This window comes from Microbacterium sp. ARD31 (genome assembly GCF_031844425.1).
Genome location: NZ_JAUZVE010000017.1, coordinates 1 through 18,004, shown reverse-complemented (window position 1 = coordinate 18,004; position 18,004 = coordinate 1). Strand labels below are relative to the sequence as shown.

General features: G+C 72.1%; 15 protein-coding genes. 6 read left to right on the top strand and 9 right to left on the bottom strand.

The genetic code is table 11. From position 1 onward, the window contains the following. Window positions 1–80: 80 nt before the first annotated feature. Both Q9S36_RS28825 and Q9S36_RS28820 read right to left on the bottom strand, forming a co-directional pair. Window positions 81–1,166: a sn-glycerol-3-phosphate ABC transporter ATP-binding protein UgpC gene (locus Q9S36_RS28825; protein ID WP_311288263.1), complete on the bottom strand. Its 1,086-nt coding sequence runs from the start codon at window positions 1,164–1,166 to the stop codon at window positions 81–83. Window positions 1,167–1,302: 136 nt separating this feature from the next. Then, the gene (locus Q9S36_RS28820; RefSeq protein WP_311288262.1) at window positions 1,303–2,310 is read right to left on the bottom strand and encodes a LacI family DNA-binding transcriptional regulator; all 1,008 of its coding nucleotides are present in this window, start codon (window positions 2,308–2,310) and stop codon (window positions 1,303–1,305) included. Between the two features lie 201 nt (window positions 2,311–2,511). Here Q9S36_RS28820 and Q9S36_RS28815 point away from each other — a divergent pair, with 201 nt between their 5' ends. From Q9S36_RS28815 to Q9S36_RS28800, 4 genes are all read left to right on the top strand, one after another. After that, window positions 2,512–3,840, top strand: coding sequence for an extracellular solute-binding protein (locus tag Q9S36_RS28815; protein WP_311288261.1), 1,329 nt, complete (start codon window positions 2,512–2,514; stop codon window positions 3,838–3,840). A gap of 93 nt (window positions 3,841–3,933) precedes the next feature. Beyond that, on the top strand, window positions 3,934–4,917 hold the full coding sequence (locus Q9S36_RS28810; RefSeq protein ID WP_311288260.1) for a sugar ABC transporter permease: 984 nt from the start codon (window positions 3,934–3,936) through the stop codon (window positions 4,915–4,917). Continuing rightward, on the top strand, window positions 4,914–5,840 hold the full coding sequence (locus tag Q9S36_RS28805; RefSeq protein ID WP_311288259.1) for a carbohydrate ABC transporter permease: 927 nt from the start codon (window positions 4,914–4,916) through the stop codon (window positions 5,838–5,840). The genes Q9S36_RS28810 and Q9S36_RS28805 overlap by 4 nt, the downstream gene beginning before the upstream one ends. A gap of 69 nt (window positions 5,841–5,909) precedes the next feature. Further along, entirely contained in the window at window positions 5,910–8,024 is a 2,115-nt protein-coding gene (locus Q9S36_RS28800) for an alpha-galactosidase (protein WP_311288258.1), read from the top strand. Window positions 8,025–8,030: 6 nt separating this feature from the next. On the opposite strand, the gene Q9S36_RS28795 is transcribed toward Q9S36_RS28800, so the two are convergent. Continuing rightward, window positions 8,031–8,675, bottom strand: coding sequence for a DUF1707 domain-containing protein (locus Q9S36_RS28795; protein WP_311288257.1), 645 nt, complete (start codon window positions 8,673–8,675; stop codon window positions 8,031–8,033). A 102-nt stretch (window positions 8,676–8,777) separates the two neighbouring features. After that, entirely contained in the window at window positions 8,778–9,077 is a 300-nt protein-coding gene (locus Q9S36_RS28790; protein WP_311288256.1) for a hypothetical protein, read from the bottom strand. 171 nt (window positions 9,078–9,248) lie between these two features. Between Q9S36_RS28790 and Q9S36_RS28785 the strand changes: the two genes are divergently transcribed. Next, on the top strand, window positions 9,249–12,143 hold the full coding sequence (locus Q9S36_RS28785) for an AAA family ATPase (protein WP_311288255.1): 2,895 nt from the start codon (window positions 9,249–9,251) through the stop codon (window positions 12,141–12,143). Between the two features lie 21 nt (window positions 12,144–12,164). Here Q9S36_RS28785 and Q9S36_RS28780 read toward each other — a convergent pair whose 3' ends face one another. Together Q9S36_RS28780 and Q9S36_RS28775 are read right to left on the bottom strand one after the other, a co-directional pair. Next, window positions 12,165–12,443 carry a hypothetical protein gene (locus Q9S36_RS28780; protein WP_311288254.1) on the bottom strand — a complete coding sequence of 93 codons (279 nt, stop codon included), beginning with the start codon at window positions 12,441–12,443 and terminating at the stop codon, window positions 12,165–12,167. A gap of 102 nt (window positions 12,444–12,545) precedes the next feature. Then, window positions 12,546–13,625 (bottom strand): NAD(P)/FAD-dependent oxidoreductase, encoded by a 1,080-nt coding sequence (locus Q9S36_RS28775; protein ID WP_311288253.1) that lies wholly within the window; start codon window positions 13,623–13,625, stop codon window positions 12,546–12,548. Between the two features lie 63 nt (window positions 13,626–13,688). Here Q9S36_RS28775 and Q9S36_RS28770 point away from each other — a divergent pair, with 63 nt between their 5' ends. After that, window positions 13,689–14,450, top strand: coding sequence for an isocitrate lyase/phosphoenolpyruvate mutase family protein (locus tag Q9S36_RS28770; protein WP_311288252.1), 762 nt, complete (start codon window positions 13,689–13,691; stop codon window positions 14,448–14,450). Between the two features lie 7 nt (window positions 14,451–14,457). Here the strand turns inward: Q9S36_RS28770 and Q9S36_RS28765 are convergent, their stop codons facing one another. The 3 genes from Q9S36_RS28765 to Q9S36_RS28755 all read right to left on the bottom strand — a co-directional run bounded on the left by Q9S36_RS28765 (window position 14,458) and on the right by Q9S36_RS28755 (window position 17,836). Then, window positions 14,458–16,764 carry an MMPL family transporter gene (locus tag Q9S36_RS28765; protein WP_311288251.1) on the bottom strand — a complete coding sequence of 769 codons (2,307 nt, stop codon included), beginning with the start codon at window positions 16,762–16,764 and terminating at the stop codon, window positions 14,458–14,460. Between the two features lie 66 nt (window positions 16,765–16,830). After that, window positions 16,831–17,418, bottom strand: a complete 588-nt coding sequence (locus tag Q9S36_RS28760) for a helix-turn-helix domain-containing protein (protein WP_311288250.1) — start codon at window positions 17,416–17,418, stop codon at window positions 16,831–16,833. Window positions 17,419–17,707: 289 nt separating this feature from the next. Continuing rightward, window positions 17,708–17,836 carry a hypothetical protein gene (locus Q9S36_RS28755; protein WP_311288249.1) on the bottom strand — a complete coding sequence of 43 codons (129 nt, stop codon included), beginning with the start codon at window positions 17,834–17,836 and terminating at the stop codon, window positions 17,708–17,710. Window positions 17,837–18,004: the final 168 nt, after the last annotated feature.

The window sequence follows — 18,004 nt, the reverse complement described above, 5'->3', positions numbered from 1 at the left end:
GGCGTATCGAGACCCCCATGTCGAGGGTCTCGATACGCCGCTCGCTGGCGCTCGCGTGCTACCCGACCACCGGTGGGTGATCAGGCGGAGAGGCGCTCCCCCGACTCGGTGTCGAACACGTGCACGTGCTCGGTGTCGGTCGTGACGTAGAGCGTCTCGCCCTTCTGGGGGTGGGTTCGGCCGGCGATGCGGACGATGACGTTGGAGGGCGTGCCCTCCACGTCGCAGGTGCCGTAGACGAAGCTGTCGGCACCGAGCTCCTCGACCACGGTCACGGTGACCGGCAGACCGCCCTCGCCGTCGGAGACCAGCCGCCAGTTCTCGGGGCGCACGCCCACGGTGACCCGGCCGCTCATCTTCTTCTCCGCGGTGCGGTCGACAGGCACGTTGTAGCCGCCGACCTTGACGGTGCCGTCCTCGGCGGCCACGCCCTCGAGGAGGTTCATCTGCGGGGAGCCGATGAACCCTGCGACGAAGAGGTTGGCGGGCTTGTCGTAGAGCTTGAGCGGGGTGTCGACCTGCTGGAGGACGCCGAGCTTCATCACCGCGACCCGGTCGCCCATCGTCATCGCCTCGACCTGGTCGTGGGTGACGTAGACGGTCGTGACGCCGAGGTCCTGCTGCAGCCGGGCGATGTCGGTGCGGGTCTGGACCCGCATCTTCGCGTCGAGGTTGGACAGCGGCTCGTCCATGCAGAACACCTGCGGTGCGCGCACGATCGCGCGACCCATCGCCACACGCTGGCGCTGGCCACCGGACAGCGCCTTGGGCTTGCGCTGGAGGTACTCCGTCAGGCCGAGGATCTCGGCGGCCTTGGCCACGCGCTGCTTGCGCTCCTCGGCCGGCACCTTCGCCATCTTGAGCGAGAACGCCATGTTCTCCTCGACGGACATGTGCGGGTAGAGCGCGTAGTTCTGGAACACCATCGCGATGTCCCGGTCCTTCGGCGGCACGTTGGTCACGTCGCGGTCGCCGATGAAGATGCGACCGTCGTTGACCTCCTCCAGCCCCGCCAGCATGCGGAGCGTGGTGGACTTGCCGCACCCGGACGGGCCGACGAGCACCATGAACTCGCCGTCCTTGATCTCCAGGTCGATGCCCGGGACCGCGGGCTCATCGGCCCCCGGATACCACCGCTGGGCCTTCTCGAACGTCACTGATGCCATTTTCTGCTCCTTCACCGGCAGGTACGTGCCGGACGATCCGTAGTGAAGTGACGCCAGTCACAGTAGGGCTCCGCGGTCCGACCGGGCAACGCGGGTGTCCACGCCGGACGGCCGGCGCGACCGCGACGAGGCCGGTTCAGGCCCGCCGGACCGACCCGCCGTGCCGGACGGTCATGGGCACCGAGACCGTCCCGCCCCGGTCGTCGGCGTCGAGGAGGCGGCGCACGGCGAGGGCGCCGAGCTCGGTGAACGGCAGCTCGACCGAGGTCAGCACGGGCCGCAGCCAGCCGGCCAGTGCGGACCCGTCGAAGGAGACGACGCTGACGTCGTCGGGCACGCGCAGGCCGGCCTCGGCCAGCGCCTGGTAGACGCCCATCGCGACCCGGTCGTTCATGCAGACCAGCCCGCGGGCGCGGTGGCCCTCGGCCAGCCACCGGCTGGTCGCCTCGAAGCCCTCGGTGACCGACCAGTCGCAGGCGACCACGCCCCCGAGCGCCACGCCGCTCGCCGCGAGCCCCGCCCGGACGCCCCACATGCGACGTGGTCCGGCGGTCGCCTCCGGTGTCGGGTCCTCCCCCACGACCCACACGTCGTCGACGCCCGCGTCGAGCAGCACCGCGGCCGCCTGGCGGCCGCCGCCCTCGTCGTCGGGGACCACGGCGGGCAGGGTCCGGTCGGGGTCCTCGCAGTTGAGCAGGACCGACCGGGTGCCGCGCAGCGCCTCGGGCAGGTGGACGGTCCGCGCGGTGCGGGTGGCATAGACCACCCCGTCGACCTCGCGCTCGAGCATCTCCTCGATCAGCAGCCGTTCGAGCTCGGGGTCGCCGCCGCTCTCCCCCATGACCACGAGGTGGTCGAGCTCGCGCGCCGCCAGGCTCGCGCCGGTCAGCATGCTGCTGCCGTACTGCTCGCCGGCGATCTGGTCGGAGACCAGTCCGACGGTCGCCGTACGACGGGTGCGCAGGCTGCGGGCGCTCCGGTTCGGGCGGTAGCCCAGACGCGCGACAGCGGCGCGGACGCGCTCCTCGGTCTCGCTCGCGATCCGCATCTCGTCGGCCCGGCCGTTGAGGATGTAGGACGCCGTCGTGGTCGACACGCCCGCTTCGGCGGCGACGTCGGAGAGCACCACCCGTCGCGTCTTCACTGCTCTCCTCCCTCCTTCATGGCGCGCCAGATCCTGCCGCAGGCGCGCGACGCGTGTCGGCCGAACGTGTCCGAACCGTTGCTTGACACCCGGACCGACGGCCGCACATGATGCGGCTGATTCGATTCAGCAGTGGCGTAGGTCACAGTACGACGAACCGGTCCGGCGCGGATAGGCCCGGCCAGCCAAGGAGGCACCCCCATGCGACTGACTTCGACACGGCGCCGAGCGGCACTGGGCGTCAGCGCGCTCGCCCTCGCCCTGACCACCACCGGATGCCTCGGCAGCGACGAGGGCGGGGGCGGCAGTGGGGGTGGTGGCGGCGAGGACGACGGCGTCGTCGACATCCTCGCGACCACCGACCCGCTCGTCTTCGACGGCCTCAAGAAGAAGATCGAGGAGGAGGCCGACGCGGCGGGCATCGAGGTCAACGTGGAGCGCGTCGACAACATCAACCAGCTGATCCTCACCCGCATCCAGGCCAACGACCCGCCGGACATCGCCGTGATCCCCCAGCCCGGCGTGATCAAGCAGATCGTCGACCGCGGCAAGGCCGTCGAGCTCACCGACGACATCGTGCCGGCCGACGCGATCGCCGACATGACGCCCGGCACGCTCGAGGCCGGGCAGATCGACGGCACGCAGTACGGCCTGATGATCAGCATGAACGTCAAGAGCCTGGTGTTCTACAACAAGCAGGCGTGGGACGAGGCGGGCTACGAGGCGCCCGAGACCCTCGACGACCTCGCGGCGCTCACCGAGCAGATCAAGAGCGACGGCGGCACGCCGTGGTGCTTCGGCATCGAGTCCGGCACCGCCACGGGCTGGCCGGTCACCGACTGGTTCGAGGACCTGATCATGCGCTACGGCGGCGCCGAGACCTACAACCAGTGGGTCGCCAACGAGGTGAAGTTCGACTCCGACGTCGTGCGCCAGGCGGCCGACTTCCTCGAGACCAACGTCCTGGCCGACGACAGCGTCCCCGGTGGTCGGGACTCGATCGCGAGCGTGGCCTTCGGTGACGCCGAGGACACCATGTGGGAGGACGAGCCGGGCTGCTGGCTGTTCAAGCAGGGCAACTTCGTCGTCTCGGCCGACTTCATGCCGCAGGACGTGGTCGACAACGTCGACGAGCGGATCGGCGTCTTCGGCTTCCCGCCCGCCGAGGCCGGCGGCGAGAACCCGGTGATGGGCGGCGGCGACCTCGCCACGCTGCTCGAGGACAACGAGAGCTCGCGCGCGGTGATGGAGATCCTCGCCGACGTCGAGCTCGGCACCGAGGCAGCGCCGACGAGCTCGTTCATCTCACCGCACACGGAGTTCGACACGTCGCTCTACCCGAGCGACCTGACCCGCCAGATCGCCGACGTCGCCTACCAGGCCGACCCGTTCCTCTTCGACGGCTCGGACCTGATGCCCGGTGAGGTCGGGGCCGGCAGCTTCTGGAAGGAGATGACGGCGTGGATCAGCGACCAGCAGGACCTCGACACCACGCTGACCAACATCGACGAGAGCTGGCCCGCCAGCTGAGCTGACGCGTCCCGTGACGGGGACGGCCGCCGGCCGGTCGTCCCCGTCCCCGCACCCTCCACCGCCCTCACGGCCCTGCCAGGAGCGAGACACATGGTCCTGAAGATCCTCAACACCCTGATCACGGTCGGTGTGGGTGTCGCCGCCGCCGTCGTCCTCTACTGGCTCCTCAACAAGCTCGCCGAGCTGCTGCCGGGGCGCTGGGAGGACCGGATCAAGCCGTACCTCTACATCCTTCCCGCCTACGCCGCCCTCGTGTTCTACCTCGTCTACCCGGCCGTGCAGACGGTCGTGTTCAGCTTCGCCAATGCCCAGAGCACGGCGTGGGTGGGCTTCGACAACTACAGCCGCCTCCTCCAGTCCAAGGGCTTCCAGGACACGTTGTTCAACACGCTGCTCTGGATGATCGTCGTGCCGGTCCTCGTCGTGGTCCTGGGCCTGGCCATGGCGGTGCTCGCCGACCGTCTCAACCCGACGTGGGAACGGACCTCGAAGACGATCATCTTCCTGCCGATGGCGATCAGCGCCGTCGGCGCCGGCACCGTGTGGGGGCTGGTCTACAACTACCGCCCCGAGGGGCGCGAGCAGATCGGCCTGCAGAACGCCATCGTCACGGCGCTCGGCTTCGACCCGGTGGCCTGGCTGCAGGTGAGCGACTTCCACCTCAACAGCTTCTTCCTCATGCTCATGCTGCTCTGGGCGCAGGCCGGCTTCTCGATGGTGCTGCTCTCCGCCGCGGTCAAGGGCGTCCCCGAGGACACGCTCGAAGCGGCACGGATCGACGGGGCCAACGAGCGCGACATCTTCTTCCGCGTCGTCGTGCCCCAGATCTGGGGATCGGTGCTCACCGTCTACGTCACCACGCTCATCGGGGTCATGAAGATCTTCGACATCGTCTACGTGATGACCAACGGCGGCTTCAACACCAACGTCATCGGCAACGAGTTCTTCAACCAGCTGTTCAGCAACTTCAACAACGGCGCGGCCGCAGCGATCGTCGTGCTGCTCATGATCGCGACGGTCCCGATCATGTGGTACCAGGTGCGCAACTTCCGCCGTGAGGAGTCGATGGCATGACCCAGACACAGACCACGATGGCGGCGGCCACACCGGCGCCGAAGACCCGTCGGCGCGCGACCTCGTCCCGCGAGGGGCAGCCGCAGAAGGCGGGCTGGTTCGCCAGGATCGTCGTCTTCATCCTGTGCTTCCTGTGGATCGTGCCCGTGATCGGGCTGCTCCTCACGTCCTTCCGCCCGCGCGACGACGCGCAGAACACCGGCTGGTGGACCCTGTTCTGGACGCCGTCGGCGTGGAGCCGGATGACCTTCGACAACTACACGACCGCCATCGACCGGGGTGGGCTCGGAGAGGCCTTCATCAACAGCCTGGCGATCACCCTGCCGGCGACCTTCATCCCGGTCCTGGTGGCGGCGTTCGCGGCCTACGCGTTCACGTTCATGGACTTCCCCGGCCGCAACTTCCTGTTCCTCGCCGTGGTGAGCCTGCTGGTGGTGCCCAACTACATCGCGTTCGTGCCGATCCTGCGCATCTACGGCGACCTCGAGCTGGCGGGCACGTTCCCGGCCGTGTGGCTGGCGCACATCGGCTTCGGCATGTCCCTGGCGATCTACATCCTGCGCAACTACATGGCCACCCTCCCGAGGAGCCTGATCGAGTCGGCGAAGATCGACGGCGCGAGCCACTTCCAGACGTTCTTCCGCCTGGTGCTGCCGATGTCGGTGCCGGCGCTGGCGGCGTTCGCGATCTTCCAGTTCCTGTGGGTGTGGAACGACCTGCTGGTGGCGCTGATCTTCGTCGGCCCCGGCGACAACGCGCCGATCACGGTCGCGCTGCGCAACAACCTCATGGGCCAGGCCGGGTCGGGCCAGCACCTCATCACCGCGGGCGGCTTCCTGTCCATGGTGCTGCCGATCGTGGTCTTCCTGCTGATGCAGCGGTTCTTCGTCCGCGGCCTGACCGCCGGAGCCGTCAAGGGGTGACGGCAACGTACGCTGCCCGGCGCCGGCCGCCGGGCGGCGTACCCCACCTCGACCACCCGGAAGCGAGCGATGCTCTTCCCTCCCCCTCACCCCTCCGCGTCCAGCCGGCTCACCCTCGAGCTCGACACCTCGGGTGAGCTCCTCCCACGCATCCTGTGGGCCGGACCGGCCACCTCCACCACGGCCGGCGCGGCGGGCTATCCGTCGACGTTCCGCGGGCCCGGCGTGCCGCTGTTGGGCGAGCACGCCCACGAGCTGTTCACCCGGCCCCACCTGCGCGGGCACCGCGTCGACGCGCCCGGCTCCGACGCGGCCTGGTCGACGCGCTTCATCGTCGAGGACCTGTCCGCCACCGATGACACCCTCACCCTCACGGCGTACGACGACGCGGCCGGGCTGCGGCTGACCACCGAGCTCCAGGCGCTGCCCGGGGGCCTGCTCCGCGGGCGCCACAGGGTGCGCAGCACCGGCCCCGGCACCTACGTCCTCACCGGGCTGGAGGTCGTGCTGCCCGCCGCCGACGACCTGGTCGAGCTGCTCGACTTCACCGGCCGCCACGAGGGCGAGCGCACGCCGCAGCGGCACACGGTCACCGACGGGCTGTGGCTGCGCGAGGGACGCGAGGGCCGCCCCGGCCTGGGCGGCGCGACGATGGCCGTGCTCGGCACGCGCGGCTTCGGCACCCGCACCGGCACCGTGCTCGGGGTGCATGTCGCGTGGAGCGGCAACAGCCTGCTGCGCGCCGAACGCTCCCCCGACCTCGGCACGACCCTGGGCGGCGGCGAGCTGCTCCAGCCGGGCGAGGTGAGGCTGGGGCCCGAGGAGGAGTACACGTCCCCGTGGGTCGTCTTCGGGGCGTCCGAGGCCGGGCTCGACGGCCTGGCCGAGGCGTTCCACACCTACGAGCGCTCCCTGTCCGCCCACCCGGGCCACCAGCCGGTCGTGCTCAACGTGTGGGAGGCGGTGTGGTTCGACCACGACCTCGCCCGATTGCACGAGATCGCCGACCGGGCGGCGAGGGTCGGGATCGAGCGCTTCGTGCTCGACGACGGGTGGTTCCACGGACGGCGCGACGACACCGCCGGCCTCGGTGACTGGTGGGTCGACCCCGACGTGTGGCCCGAGGGCCTGGCACCGATCGCCGACCACGTCCGATCCCTCGGCATGGAGTTCGGGCTCTGGTTCGAGCCGGAGATGGTCAACCCCGACTCCGAGCTCTACCGCGCGCACCCCGACTGGATCCTGTCGGCGGGCGACCGCGTGCCGCAGCTCCACCGCAACCAGCTGGTGCTCGACCTGTCCCGGCCCGAGGTGTGGCAGCACGTCCACGACCGGGTGGACGCCGTGCTCTCCTCCGCACCGATCGACTACGTCAAGTGGGACCACAACCGCGAGCTGCTCGAGGCCGGGTCCGGGGCGCGGGGCGGGTCGTCGGCGGTGCGCGAGCACACGCTGGCCTTCTACCGGCTCCTGGACTCCCTGCGCCGCCTGCACCCGCGCATCGACTGGGAGACGTGCGCGTCCGGCGGCGGCCGGATCGACCTGGGTGTCCTCGAGCGCACGCAGCGGGTCTGGACCTCCGACATGACCGACGCGCTGGCCCGCCAGCACATCCAGCGCTGGACCACGCAGCTGGTGGCGCCGGAGTACCTCGGCGCCCACGTGAGCGCGCCGGTCGCGCACCAGACCGGCCGCACGCTGCCGCTCGACTTCCGGGCCGCGACTGCCCTGTTCGGTGCGTTCGGCGTGGAGTGGGACCTCAGCACCGCGACCGAGGAGGAGCTCACCGCCCTCGCCGGGTGGGTGGGCCTGCACAAGAGGCTGCGGCACCTCCTGCACGCCGGGCGGACGGTCCGTCCGGAGTCCGCGGACCCGGCCGTGCTGCTGCACGGGGTGGTGGCGCGCGACGGCGGCGAGGCGGTGCTGGCCCACGTCCAGCTCGACGAGTCGGCGAGCAACCGCGGCACCGTCGTACGCGTGCCGGGCCTGCAGCCGGACGCGTCGTACGACCTCCGCTGGGTGGGGCCCGTCGACCACCGCGCCGTCAGCCGGTCCGTGGCGCTGCCCGAGGCGGGCCCGACCGACGGCGTCACGGTCCGCGGGGCGGTGCTCGGCACCCGTGGCTACTGGATCCCGCGGCGCCGTCCGGAGACCGTCACCCTCGTGCACCTCACGAGGGCGTGATCCCGCTCAGTAGGTGCCGAGGATCTTCTTCGGCGTGCCGGGGGGCGGCTGCCGCTGGACGGTGACCGAGCCCATCAGGGCCATGCCGCGGATCCGCACCGTCGGGGAGTCCGGGCGCAGCTCGGCCGGGACCTTGTCCTTGGCCTGGTTGTACTCGCCCATGATCGGCGTCCCGTCGACCACGACGTGCATGTCGGCCGGGACGATCACCTTCACCTCGCCCATGATCGCGCTGGCGTTGATCTGGGTCTCGTGGCCGGCGAGCTGCGCCTGGCGGAGGTCGATGAGGACGCTGCCCATCAGCGCGAAGGCGCTGTGGTGCTCGGGCACCGCCCAGACGCCCTGGCGCTTGCACTCGCTCATGATGGCCGTCGAGGAGCTGTGGCCGACTGCGGGCAGGTGTGACGGCCGGCGCACGGGCGCGGAGGCCGGGGGCGTGACCGGGCCGGTCGCCTGGAGGTCGAGGGTGATCGGCACCAGCTCGCCGTAGGTCTTGGCCTGGAAGGTGAGCTCCAGGCGCTCCTCGAGCTCGTCGAGGTCGAGGCGTCCCTCCCCGGCAGCGTCGCGCAGCACGTCGGCGACGCGCTGGCGGTCGGCGTCGGAGATGCGCATCTGCGACGGGTCGTGCGGGCGGTTCTCGATCTCCCCCATGGCGCCAGAGTAGCGAGCCCGGACGGCGGTGACCCATGACGTGCGTCAGCCGGTGGGCGCGGCGGCACCCCCGCTCCGCCGCGCCCACCCCCGAGGGAGGTCTCAGCGGCCGGGCCGCGCGTACTCGTCGTCGTAGCGCATGCGGTTCGCCGAGCCCGCGAAGTCGTCGCCGGACTTCACCGGGTAGGGGCAGGTGGTGACAGGCGCTCGGCGGGTGGTGTCCAGGCAGTCCTCCAGCGTGAAGGTCGCGCGGGGCTCCTGGGGCTCGACCCCGCCGATGTCGTTGCGGGGCGCCTCGACCTGCGCGCCGCAGGCGGTGACGGTCACGGCGGCACAGGTCGCAGCGACGGTGACGACGGCACGTCGCAGGACGGTGCACGCGGCGGTGGGCGTGGTGGACATGGTGGTCTCCTTCGGGTGGGCCGGACGAGTCCGGCGGTGTCCCTCCACCGTCGATCCGCCGCACCCGGGGTTGACGACTCGTGACGATCCTTGACAGCGGCGCAGAACCGGGTTGCCGGAGCAGGGAGCACCGGAGGATCCTCGACCCAGGAATGGGTGGTTGGAGGGCCCATGAGCGCACTGCCCCGACCCGACCTCGCGGGTCCGTCTCGGACGCTCAACGACGCCCTCCACGACCTCCACCACCGCGCCGGGTGGCCCTCGCTGCGCGCCCTCGCCCGAGAGACCGGCGTCTCGCACACCACCGTCTCCAAGGCGTTCTCCCGGCCGGCCCTCCCGACGTGGGGCACCCTCGAGCTCCTGGTCGAGGCCATGCACGGCGACACCGCCCACTTCCACGACCTCTGGCTCGCCGCCTCCGCCCCCACCGACCGCACCCGCTCGCCCGCACCGCGGATCGCCGGCCGTCGCGCCGAGCTCGACGCCGTACGCCGTCACCTGGAGACCGGAAGCGGCCTCCTCCTCGTCACCGGCGAGGCCGGCATCGGCAAGTCCACGCTGACGGGGGCGGCGGCCCGGACGTGCGCCGTGGTCGTCGCCACCGCCCGGTGCCGCCCGCTCTCCACCCCCGTCCCGCTGATGCCGGTGGCAGACCTCCTGCGGGACCTGGGCGTGGTCGACGACGCGTCGTGGTCCGCAAGGGTGCTCGGCGGATGCCCACGGTGGGTCCCGACCGCCATCGCACCGCTGCTGCCCGAGCTCGAGGTCGACGCGCCTCCGACGCTCGGCACCGACTTCGCGCGGCAACGCCTGATGAGCGCCCTCGTGCTCCTGCTCGACGCCGTGCGTGCCGACCGCCCGCTCGCGCTGGTCCTCGACGACCTGCACTGGGCGGACCCCGGCACCCTCGACCTGCTGGAGATGCTCGCCAGTCGCGGGTCGTCCGTGCCCGTCGTCGGGACGTGGCGGACCGGCGACCCGGACACGGGCCACGACCACCTGGCATGGTGGGAGCGCGTCGGCGCGCGGTCTCCACGGGTCCACCTGGCGCCCCTGTCACGGGACGAGACGGCAGCACAGCTGGCCCTCGCGGAGGGGACCACCCCTACGCGTGAGCGGGTCGACCGGATCTACGCCCGCAGCCTCGGACGGCCGTTGTTCACCGAGCACCTCGCGACGACCGAGCTGTCGGACGACGCGCTGCCGGACGCCCTGTCCGTGCTGCTGGCGAAGCACCTCACGGGGTTGGGGACCGACGCCTGGCTCCTCGCCCGCACCCTGGGCATCGCCGACCGGTCGCTGACGGTCGACCAGCTGGTGCGGGCGACCGGCAGCGACGACGACCCCACCCCGGCGCTTCGCACGCTGGTACGGCAGCGGATCGTCAGCGGCCACGACGACGAGGTGCGGCTGGCACACCCACTGCTCGGTGCCGCCGTGCGGGAGCACCTCGTCCCCGGTGAGGCGACCCGCGTGCACGCCCGCGTCGCCGAGGTCCTCGCGGCGCTCCCGGACCCACCTGCCGCTGAGGTCGCCAACCACTGGCGGGCGGCGCACCGACCCGAGGAGGAGCTGGTCTGGCGTGTCCGGGCCGCGAGGTCCGCCGAGGCGCGCTTCGCGTCCCGCGAGGCGTACCCGGAGTGGACGCGCGCCCGCGAGCTCTGCCGTACGTCCGTGGCGGTCGACGGCGCGGACCGCGTGAGCCTCGCCGAAGTCCTGGTGCACCGGATCGACTCGGCCATCCGCTCCGGCGAGGACGTGGACACGGTGCGGGCCATCATCGACGACGCCATGGCCGAGGAGCTGCCCGACACCGGCCGGGCCGAGGTGCTGCTGCGGTCGGCCGACCTCGAGTGCGGGTTCGGTGACCTCGACCTCGGCCTGCGGCAGCTCGACGAGTCGATCGACATGCACCTGCGCCAGCCACCCTCGCGGGAGGCCGCCCACGCGCTGGAGACCCGCATCAACATCAGGTCGTCGCTGGGGCATCACGAGCTCACCCGGGACGACGTCGACCACGGCCTCGTCATCGCCCGGGAGATCGGCGCGCCGGACGTGGAACGGCTGTTCCGGGCCCAGCTGGCCTGGCTCCGCCTCGTCGACCACGAGCCCGAGGATGCCGTGCGGCTGGCGCGGGAGGCCGTCGCCGCGTCCGACGAGGAGGGCGACCCGGTCGGGTCCATCAGGGTCGCCGCGTACGCCGCCGAGGTGCTGCTCCCGGCCGGCGCCCGGGCCGAGGTGGTCGCCACCGTGCTGGCGCCCGCCATCAGGCAGGCCGAGCGCTGGCAGCTGCGCGGGGTGTTCATCGACGACGTGCTCTCCCGGACGGCCGAGGCCCACCTGCGCGAGGGCGCGGTCGACCAGGCCGCCCGGGTGCTCGCGTCCCGCGTCGTGGGCGACCTCGGCACCGACCTGCGCAGGTGCCAGAGGGTGCAGGCGGCCGTCGACCTCCGGCGCGGTGACGCCGGGATGGCGCTGGCCAGGCTCGAGCGGATCACCTCGATCGACAACTACGCAGTGGCGGCGGCCAGCTGCGACTGCACGACCGCCGACGTCCACCTCTGGTCCGGGGACGCCACCGCAGCGGCGGGCTGCCTCGACCGCGCCCTCGGGTTCCTGAGCACCGACGCGCTGGCTCTCGAGGCCGCCGGAGCGTTCGCGCTCCGCGCCCGGACCGCTGCCGACCTCGCCGACGCCTCCCGTGCCGACGACGCGGGAAGGGCCGAGCTCCGCAGGCAGGCGGAAGCAGTGCGCGCGGGCAGCGCGACGGACCCCTTCGGGCCGCAGGCCTTCGGGGCGGACCTCGAGGCGCACACCGCGACCTGGCGCAACGAGCTCGACCGGATCCTCGTCCGGGACCACGCACAGTCCTGGGTCCACACGGCGAGCCTGTGGGACGAGCTCCACCGTCCGCACGACGCGGCGTACTGCCGGTGGCGCGCCGCGCAGTGCGCCCTGCGGGACGGCCAGGGCACCGTCGCGGCTCGACTGCTCAGGAAGGCAGCGGCCGACACCCGTGAGCACGTGCCGCTGTCCCGGGCGATCGCCGGGACAGCGGCGCGGTAGGGAGTCGGGGTGCCCCGACCCTCAGTGCCAGTCCCGTGTGCGGTCGATCGGGTCGTACGTGCTCCCCGACCGCTGGCCGGGCCTGGCAGTCCCGTACTCGTCGCCGAACTCGCCCCGGGTGGGCGAGGTCCTCGTGGGCTGGGCCGGCGCGTCGGTCGTCTCCTGCTGCGTGCCGCCGATGTCCTGCGTCGGTGGCGCGACCTCGGTCCCACATGCGGCGAAGGCGAAGCAGGCCGCGGCAGCGGCGACGGCGATGGAGCCCCGGCGGACGACGTCCCCGGTCTGGATGGTGGTGTTCATGGTCGAGTCCCTTCGTGATGGCCGACCCCGGTCGGGTACGGCGTCACGACAACCGTCCGGCCGGCCGAAGGGTGGTTGACGCCGGCTGACGAAGGTTGACGGTCAGCCCGCCGCCGCGGCGTCGGCGCGCCGGGCTGCGAGGTGGCGGGAGACCGCCAGCGCGGCCTGGCGCCCCGCGCGGGAGGCGCCGATGGTGCTGGCCGAGGGGCCGTAGCCGACGAGCTGAACGCGGGGGTCGCGCTCGGCGGTGGTCGCGCCCTGCACGTTGCCCGGCACCGGCACGAGCGCGATGCCGCCCTCGGGGCTACGCAGGCCCAGCGGCGCGAGGTGGTCGACCGCCGGCCGGAAACCGGTGGCCCAGAGGATGACGTCGACGGGCTCGAAGCGGCCGTCGGCCCAGCGGACGCCGTCGGGCTCGACACGGGCGAACATCGGCAGCCGCTCGTAGGCGCCGAGCCGCGCCGCCTCCTGCTCCTGCGGCCGCAGCTTCAAGCCGGTCACGCTGACGACGCTGGCGGGCGGGAGCCCACGTCGTACGCGCTCCTCGACCGCGGTGACCGCGGCGAGGCCGGCGGCGGAGTCGAACTCGTCGCGCCAGACCGGAGCACGACGGGTGACCCACAGCGTGTCCGCCACCGGGGCCAGCTCGCCGAGGAACTGCACGGCCGACGCTCCCCCGCCGACGACGAGGACCCGCCGCCCCCGGAAGTGGTCGACACCGGGGTAGTGCGCGGTGTGCACCTGCTCGCCCCGGAAGGTCTCGATGCCGGGGTAGTACGGCACGAAGGGACGGGTCCAGGTGCCGGTCGCGTTGACCAGGGTGCGCGTGCGCCACTCCTGCTCGCCGGCGTGCACCACGAGCAGCTCGCCGTCGCTGTCGACGCGGTCCACCCGCACCGGGCGCACCACCGGCAGCCCCTGGCTGCGTTCGTAGTCGCCGAAGTAGTCGGGCACCACGCGGTTGGCCGCACGTCGCGACACCTCGGGCGCGGCCGAGCCGGGCAGGTCCGCGACCCCGTGCACGTCCGCCATGCTCAGCGAGGACCAGCGGTGCTGCCACGCGCCGCCCGGCTCGGGGTTGGCGTCGAGCACGACGTGCTCGATGCCCCGCTGGCGCAGGAAGTACGACGCCGCGAGGCCGGCCTGCCCGGCACCGATGACGACCGACTCGAAGACCTCCACGTGTGCTGAACGCGCACGCCCGCCCCTCTATGCCCGTCACCGCGACCGTGGCAGCCTCGGGGCATGGACATCGCCGAGCGCGCGCGCACCCTCCTCGACCTCCACCACACCGGCACCACGCTGGTCCTGCCCAACGTCTGGGACGCCTGGTCGGCCCGCACCGTCGCGGACGCCGGCTTCCCCGCCCTGAGCATCGGCAGCCACCCGCTCGCGGACTCGCGCGGCCAGGGCGACAACGAGGACATGACGCTCGACGACGCCCTCGACGGCGTACGCCGGATCTGCGGGGCCGTGCCCGACGTCCCGGTCACCGCCGACCTGGAGTCCGGCTACGGCACGCCCGCGGCCGAGCTGGTCGAGCGGATGCTCGAGGCCGGCGCGGTCGGGCTCAACATCGAGGACACCGTGCACTCCGAGGGCGGCCGGATGCGCTCGGCGTCCGAGCACGCCGACTACATCGGCGCGATCCGCCGGGCCGCCGACGCCGCGGGCGTCGACGTGGTGGTCAACGCCCGCACCGACGTGTTCCTCAAGAAGGGGCAGTTCGACGACCCGGTGGGCGAGGCGGTCGCCCGCCTCCGCGCGTGCGAGGAGGCGGGCGCCCGCTGCGTCTACCCCGTCGGCGTACCGGACGCCGGGTCGCTCGAGGCGCTGCTCGAGGCGCTGTCGGGGCCGGTGAACGTCATCGCCAACCCCCGCACCGGCTCGGCCGCGGGCTCGCTGGAGGACCTGCAGGCCATGGGGGTGCACCGGGTGACCTTCGGGCCGCTCCTGCAGAAGGAGCTGGCCCCCGACCTCGCGGCCCTGGTGGCGCCCTGGCGGTGAGCCGGGGTCAGCCGACCAGCTCGGGCTCCCGCTCGTCGCGCCACTGCGCGGAGGCGTGGCCGCGCTCGAGCGACTCGCCCTCGACGTCGATGACGGGCAGCAGCCGGTCGAGCCAGCGGGGCAGCCACCACGCCTTCTCGCCGAGCAGGTAGAGCAGCGCCGGCACGAGCACCATCCGCACGACGAACGCGTCGAACAGCACGGCGGCCGCGAGCGCGAAGCCCATGGACTTGATGATCGGCTCGTCGGTGAGCATGAACGCTGCGAACACCGAGGTCATGATCACCGCAGCCGCGGAGACGACGCGGGCCGAGTTGCGGAAGCCGTCGACGACCGCCTCGCGCATCGACGCCCCGTGCACGTGCGCCTCGCGGATGCGGGTGACCAGGAAGACCTGGTAGTCCATGGCGAGGCCGAACACCACGCCGATGAGGAAGATCGGCATGAACGACACCAGCGGCGCGCCCTCCACGATCCCGAACATCCCCTCCTGGAACACCAGGACGGTCGCGCCGAGGGTCGCCAGCACCGACAGCAGGAAGCCCAGGGTGGCGGTCAGCGGCACCAGGATGGAGCGGAAGACCAGCATCAGCAGCACGAACGCCAGCCCGATCACGACCGCGAGGTAGACCGGCAGCGCGTCGGCGAGCTTCTCGGAGACGTCGGCCTGGATCGCGGTGATGCCGGTGACGCCGGTGGTCGTGCCGGTCCGCTCCTCGATGCCGGCCTGGCCGTCGCGCATCTCGTGCAGGAGGTCCTCGGTGGCGACCTCGTCGGCGCCCGTGCTCGGGGTGACGAGCACCTGAGCGCCCGTGCCCTCCGCGTTGGTCATCACGACCTGGGCGTTCACCACGCCGTCGAGGCCGGCGGCCCACTCGACGACGTCGCCGAAGGCGGCGCCGCGGTCGGCCTCGTCGACGTCACGGGCGTCCACGACGACCATCAGCGGACCCTGGCGGCCGGGACCGAAGCCCTCGGCGACCAGGTCGGCCGCCCGGCGCTGCGTGGTCTCCGGCGACGCGGTGGAGTCGGTGGGGAAGGCCAGGTGCAGGTCCTTGACCGGTACGGCGAGCGCGCCGAGGCCGACGACGACGAGCAGGATCGCGGCCACGGGAGCGCGGCCGACCAGCCGTGCCCACCGCACGCCGTTGTTGAGGACACGGCCGCGCTCGTCGCGCTTCGGACGGTAGCGGCGGATCCGGCCGCCGAACGCCTTGCCCTTCAGCATGCCGAGCACAGCGGGCAGCAGGGTGAGCGCGACGAGCACGGCGACGAAGACGGTCCCGGCGGCGGCGAGGCCCATCGTGGTGAGGAACGGGATGCCGACCACCGACAGGGCGGCGAGGGCGATCAGCACGGTGAGGCCGGCGAACACGACGGCCGAGCCGGCGGTGCCGGTTGCGACGCCCATCGCCTCGGCGCGGTCGTCGGTGTGGTCGAGCTCGCTGCGGTAGCGGGCCAGGATGAACAGGGCGTAGTCGATGCCGACCGCGAGGCCGATCATGCTGGCGAGCATCGGCGTGCTCGACCCGATGTCGAAGAACGCGGTGGCGCCCACGACGCCGAGCAGGCCTGTCCCGAGACCGATGAGGGCGGTGACGATGGGGATGCCGGCCGCGACCACCGAGCCGAAGACGACGAGCAGGACCACGACGGCGACGGCGATGCCGATGAGCTCGGCGGAGCCGCCCTCGGGCATGGAGACCAGGCCCGACCCGTTGACCTCGGCGACCAGACCACCGGCGTTCGCGTCGGCGACGGCGTCCTTGATGGCGTCGACCGTCTCGGGTTCCACGTCGGTGACCTTGTCGACGTCGAGGTTGTAGGTGATGGTGCCGATCCGCTTGTCGTCGGACAGCGGGGACAGCGCGGCGAAGTCCGCCCGCGCCTGGTCCTCGTCGCCACCGGCCTCCACGACGGCGTCCACCATCTGCTGCTCCTGGCCGGCAGCAGCGGTCACCGGGTCGACGATCGTCTCGGCAGCGGGCGCCTGGGGCAGGGCGGCCAGCTCCTCGACGAGCGCGGTCACCCGGTCGGCGTACCTCTTCTCCGCGAGGGTGTGGCCCTCGGGCGCGGCGACCACGACGGTCACGCTCGCCTGGTCGAAGGCGTCGACGGCGTCGGGGAAGAGCTCTTCCTGGAGGTCGGCGGCCTTCTCGGACGGGATGCCCGGGATCGAGAAGGCGTCGGTCATCGGCTTGCTGATGGCGGTGGCGGTGAAGCCGACCGCGACGAGCGCGACGAGCCAGGCGGCGATGAAGGCGTACCAGCGCCGGTACGCCGTGTGGCCGAGGCGGTGGAGGAGTCGAGCCATGGGTGGTGTGTCCCTCAGTGGTGGGTGGTCTGGGGTGGGTGGGCGTGGTGGATCGGGTCGGTGGGGTCAGCCGAAGAGGCGGCGGACCGTGGCGATGCCGGAGACGATGAGCTCGGCGAAGTCCTGCTCGGGGTCGTCGACGAAGGTGGTGACGGCGACCTCGACGACGCCGCCGAGCACGGCGATGGCGACCTGGACGTCCCGCGGCGGCAGGTCGCCACCGGGGCGCTGGACGGCGGCCTCGACGAGGCGCTCGACCATGTGGCGCATCCGCTCCTTGATCGTGATGAGCAGGACGGGGTTGGCGTGCACGATCCGGTCGAAACGCTGGATGGTGGGCTGGTCGACGTCCTCGTTCTCGAGGATCGCGAGCACGAGCGCCTGCAGGTCGTCGATCAGGTCGCCCGACGGGCCGCCCGCGCGGAACGTGTCCATCGCGTCGGGGGGCAGCACGACGTCGGGGCCGAGCACGGCGTCGACCTTGCTCGGGAAGTAGTTGAACAGGGTGCGGCGCGAGACGTCGCACGCCTCGGCCAGCTCCTCCATGGTGAAGCCGTCGATGCTGCCGCGCTCGTCGGCGAGCCGCTGCGCGGCGTCGACGATGCGTAGCTCGGTGCCACGCCGGCCTCGACGCGGGATTGCACTATCGTTCACAGAGTGTAGTTTTGCACTCTGGGTTGCATGGTGCAAATCCTGGTGGTGGCTGGGTGGCGGCACCTTGCAGGTACGGCGGCCGTTCGCTGCGATCTGCCGCCACCCAGACAGCCGACACCGAAGGGTGGCGGCACTTTGCAGGTACGGCGGGCCGTTGCTGCGATCTGCCGCCACCCACCGGACCGCCACTCGGCCCACCCCCGCGTACACGAGCGCCAGCGGATACCTCCCTACCCTCCGGCCGCCCACAATGTCGCTCTACCGCCGCCGACGACTCGGGCGAGAGGACTCAGGCGACCACCAGCACGGGGAACGGCTCGACGTCGAGCCGCACCCGGGCACCCGGCTCGAGCCGGAGTGCGTCGGCGCTGGCCAGCTGGGCGACGACGTCCGTGCCGTCGGCAAGCTGACAGGTCACGCGGGAGTCAACGACGAGAAGGCGCTCCCGGCGTTCTTGAGGTCGGGGAAGGAACGCAGCCAAGCGCGATCTTGTCGGCCGAGCCGTCGTTGGCGATCGCCACCATCGGGAGGGCGTCAAGCCCCCACTAGCTGTACTGATCGGTGAGGTTGGTCAACCTGGTGATGG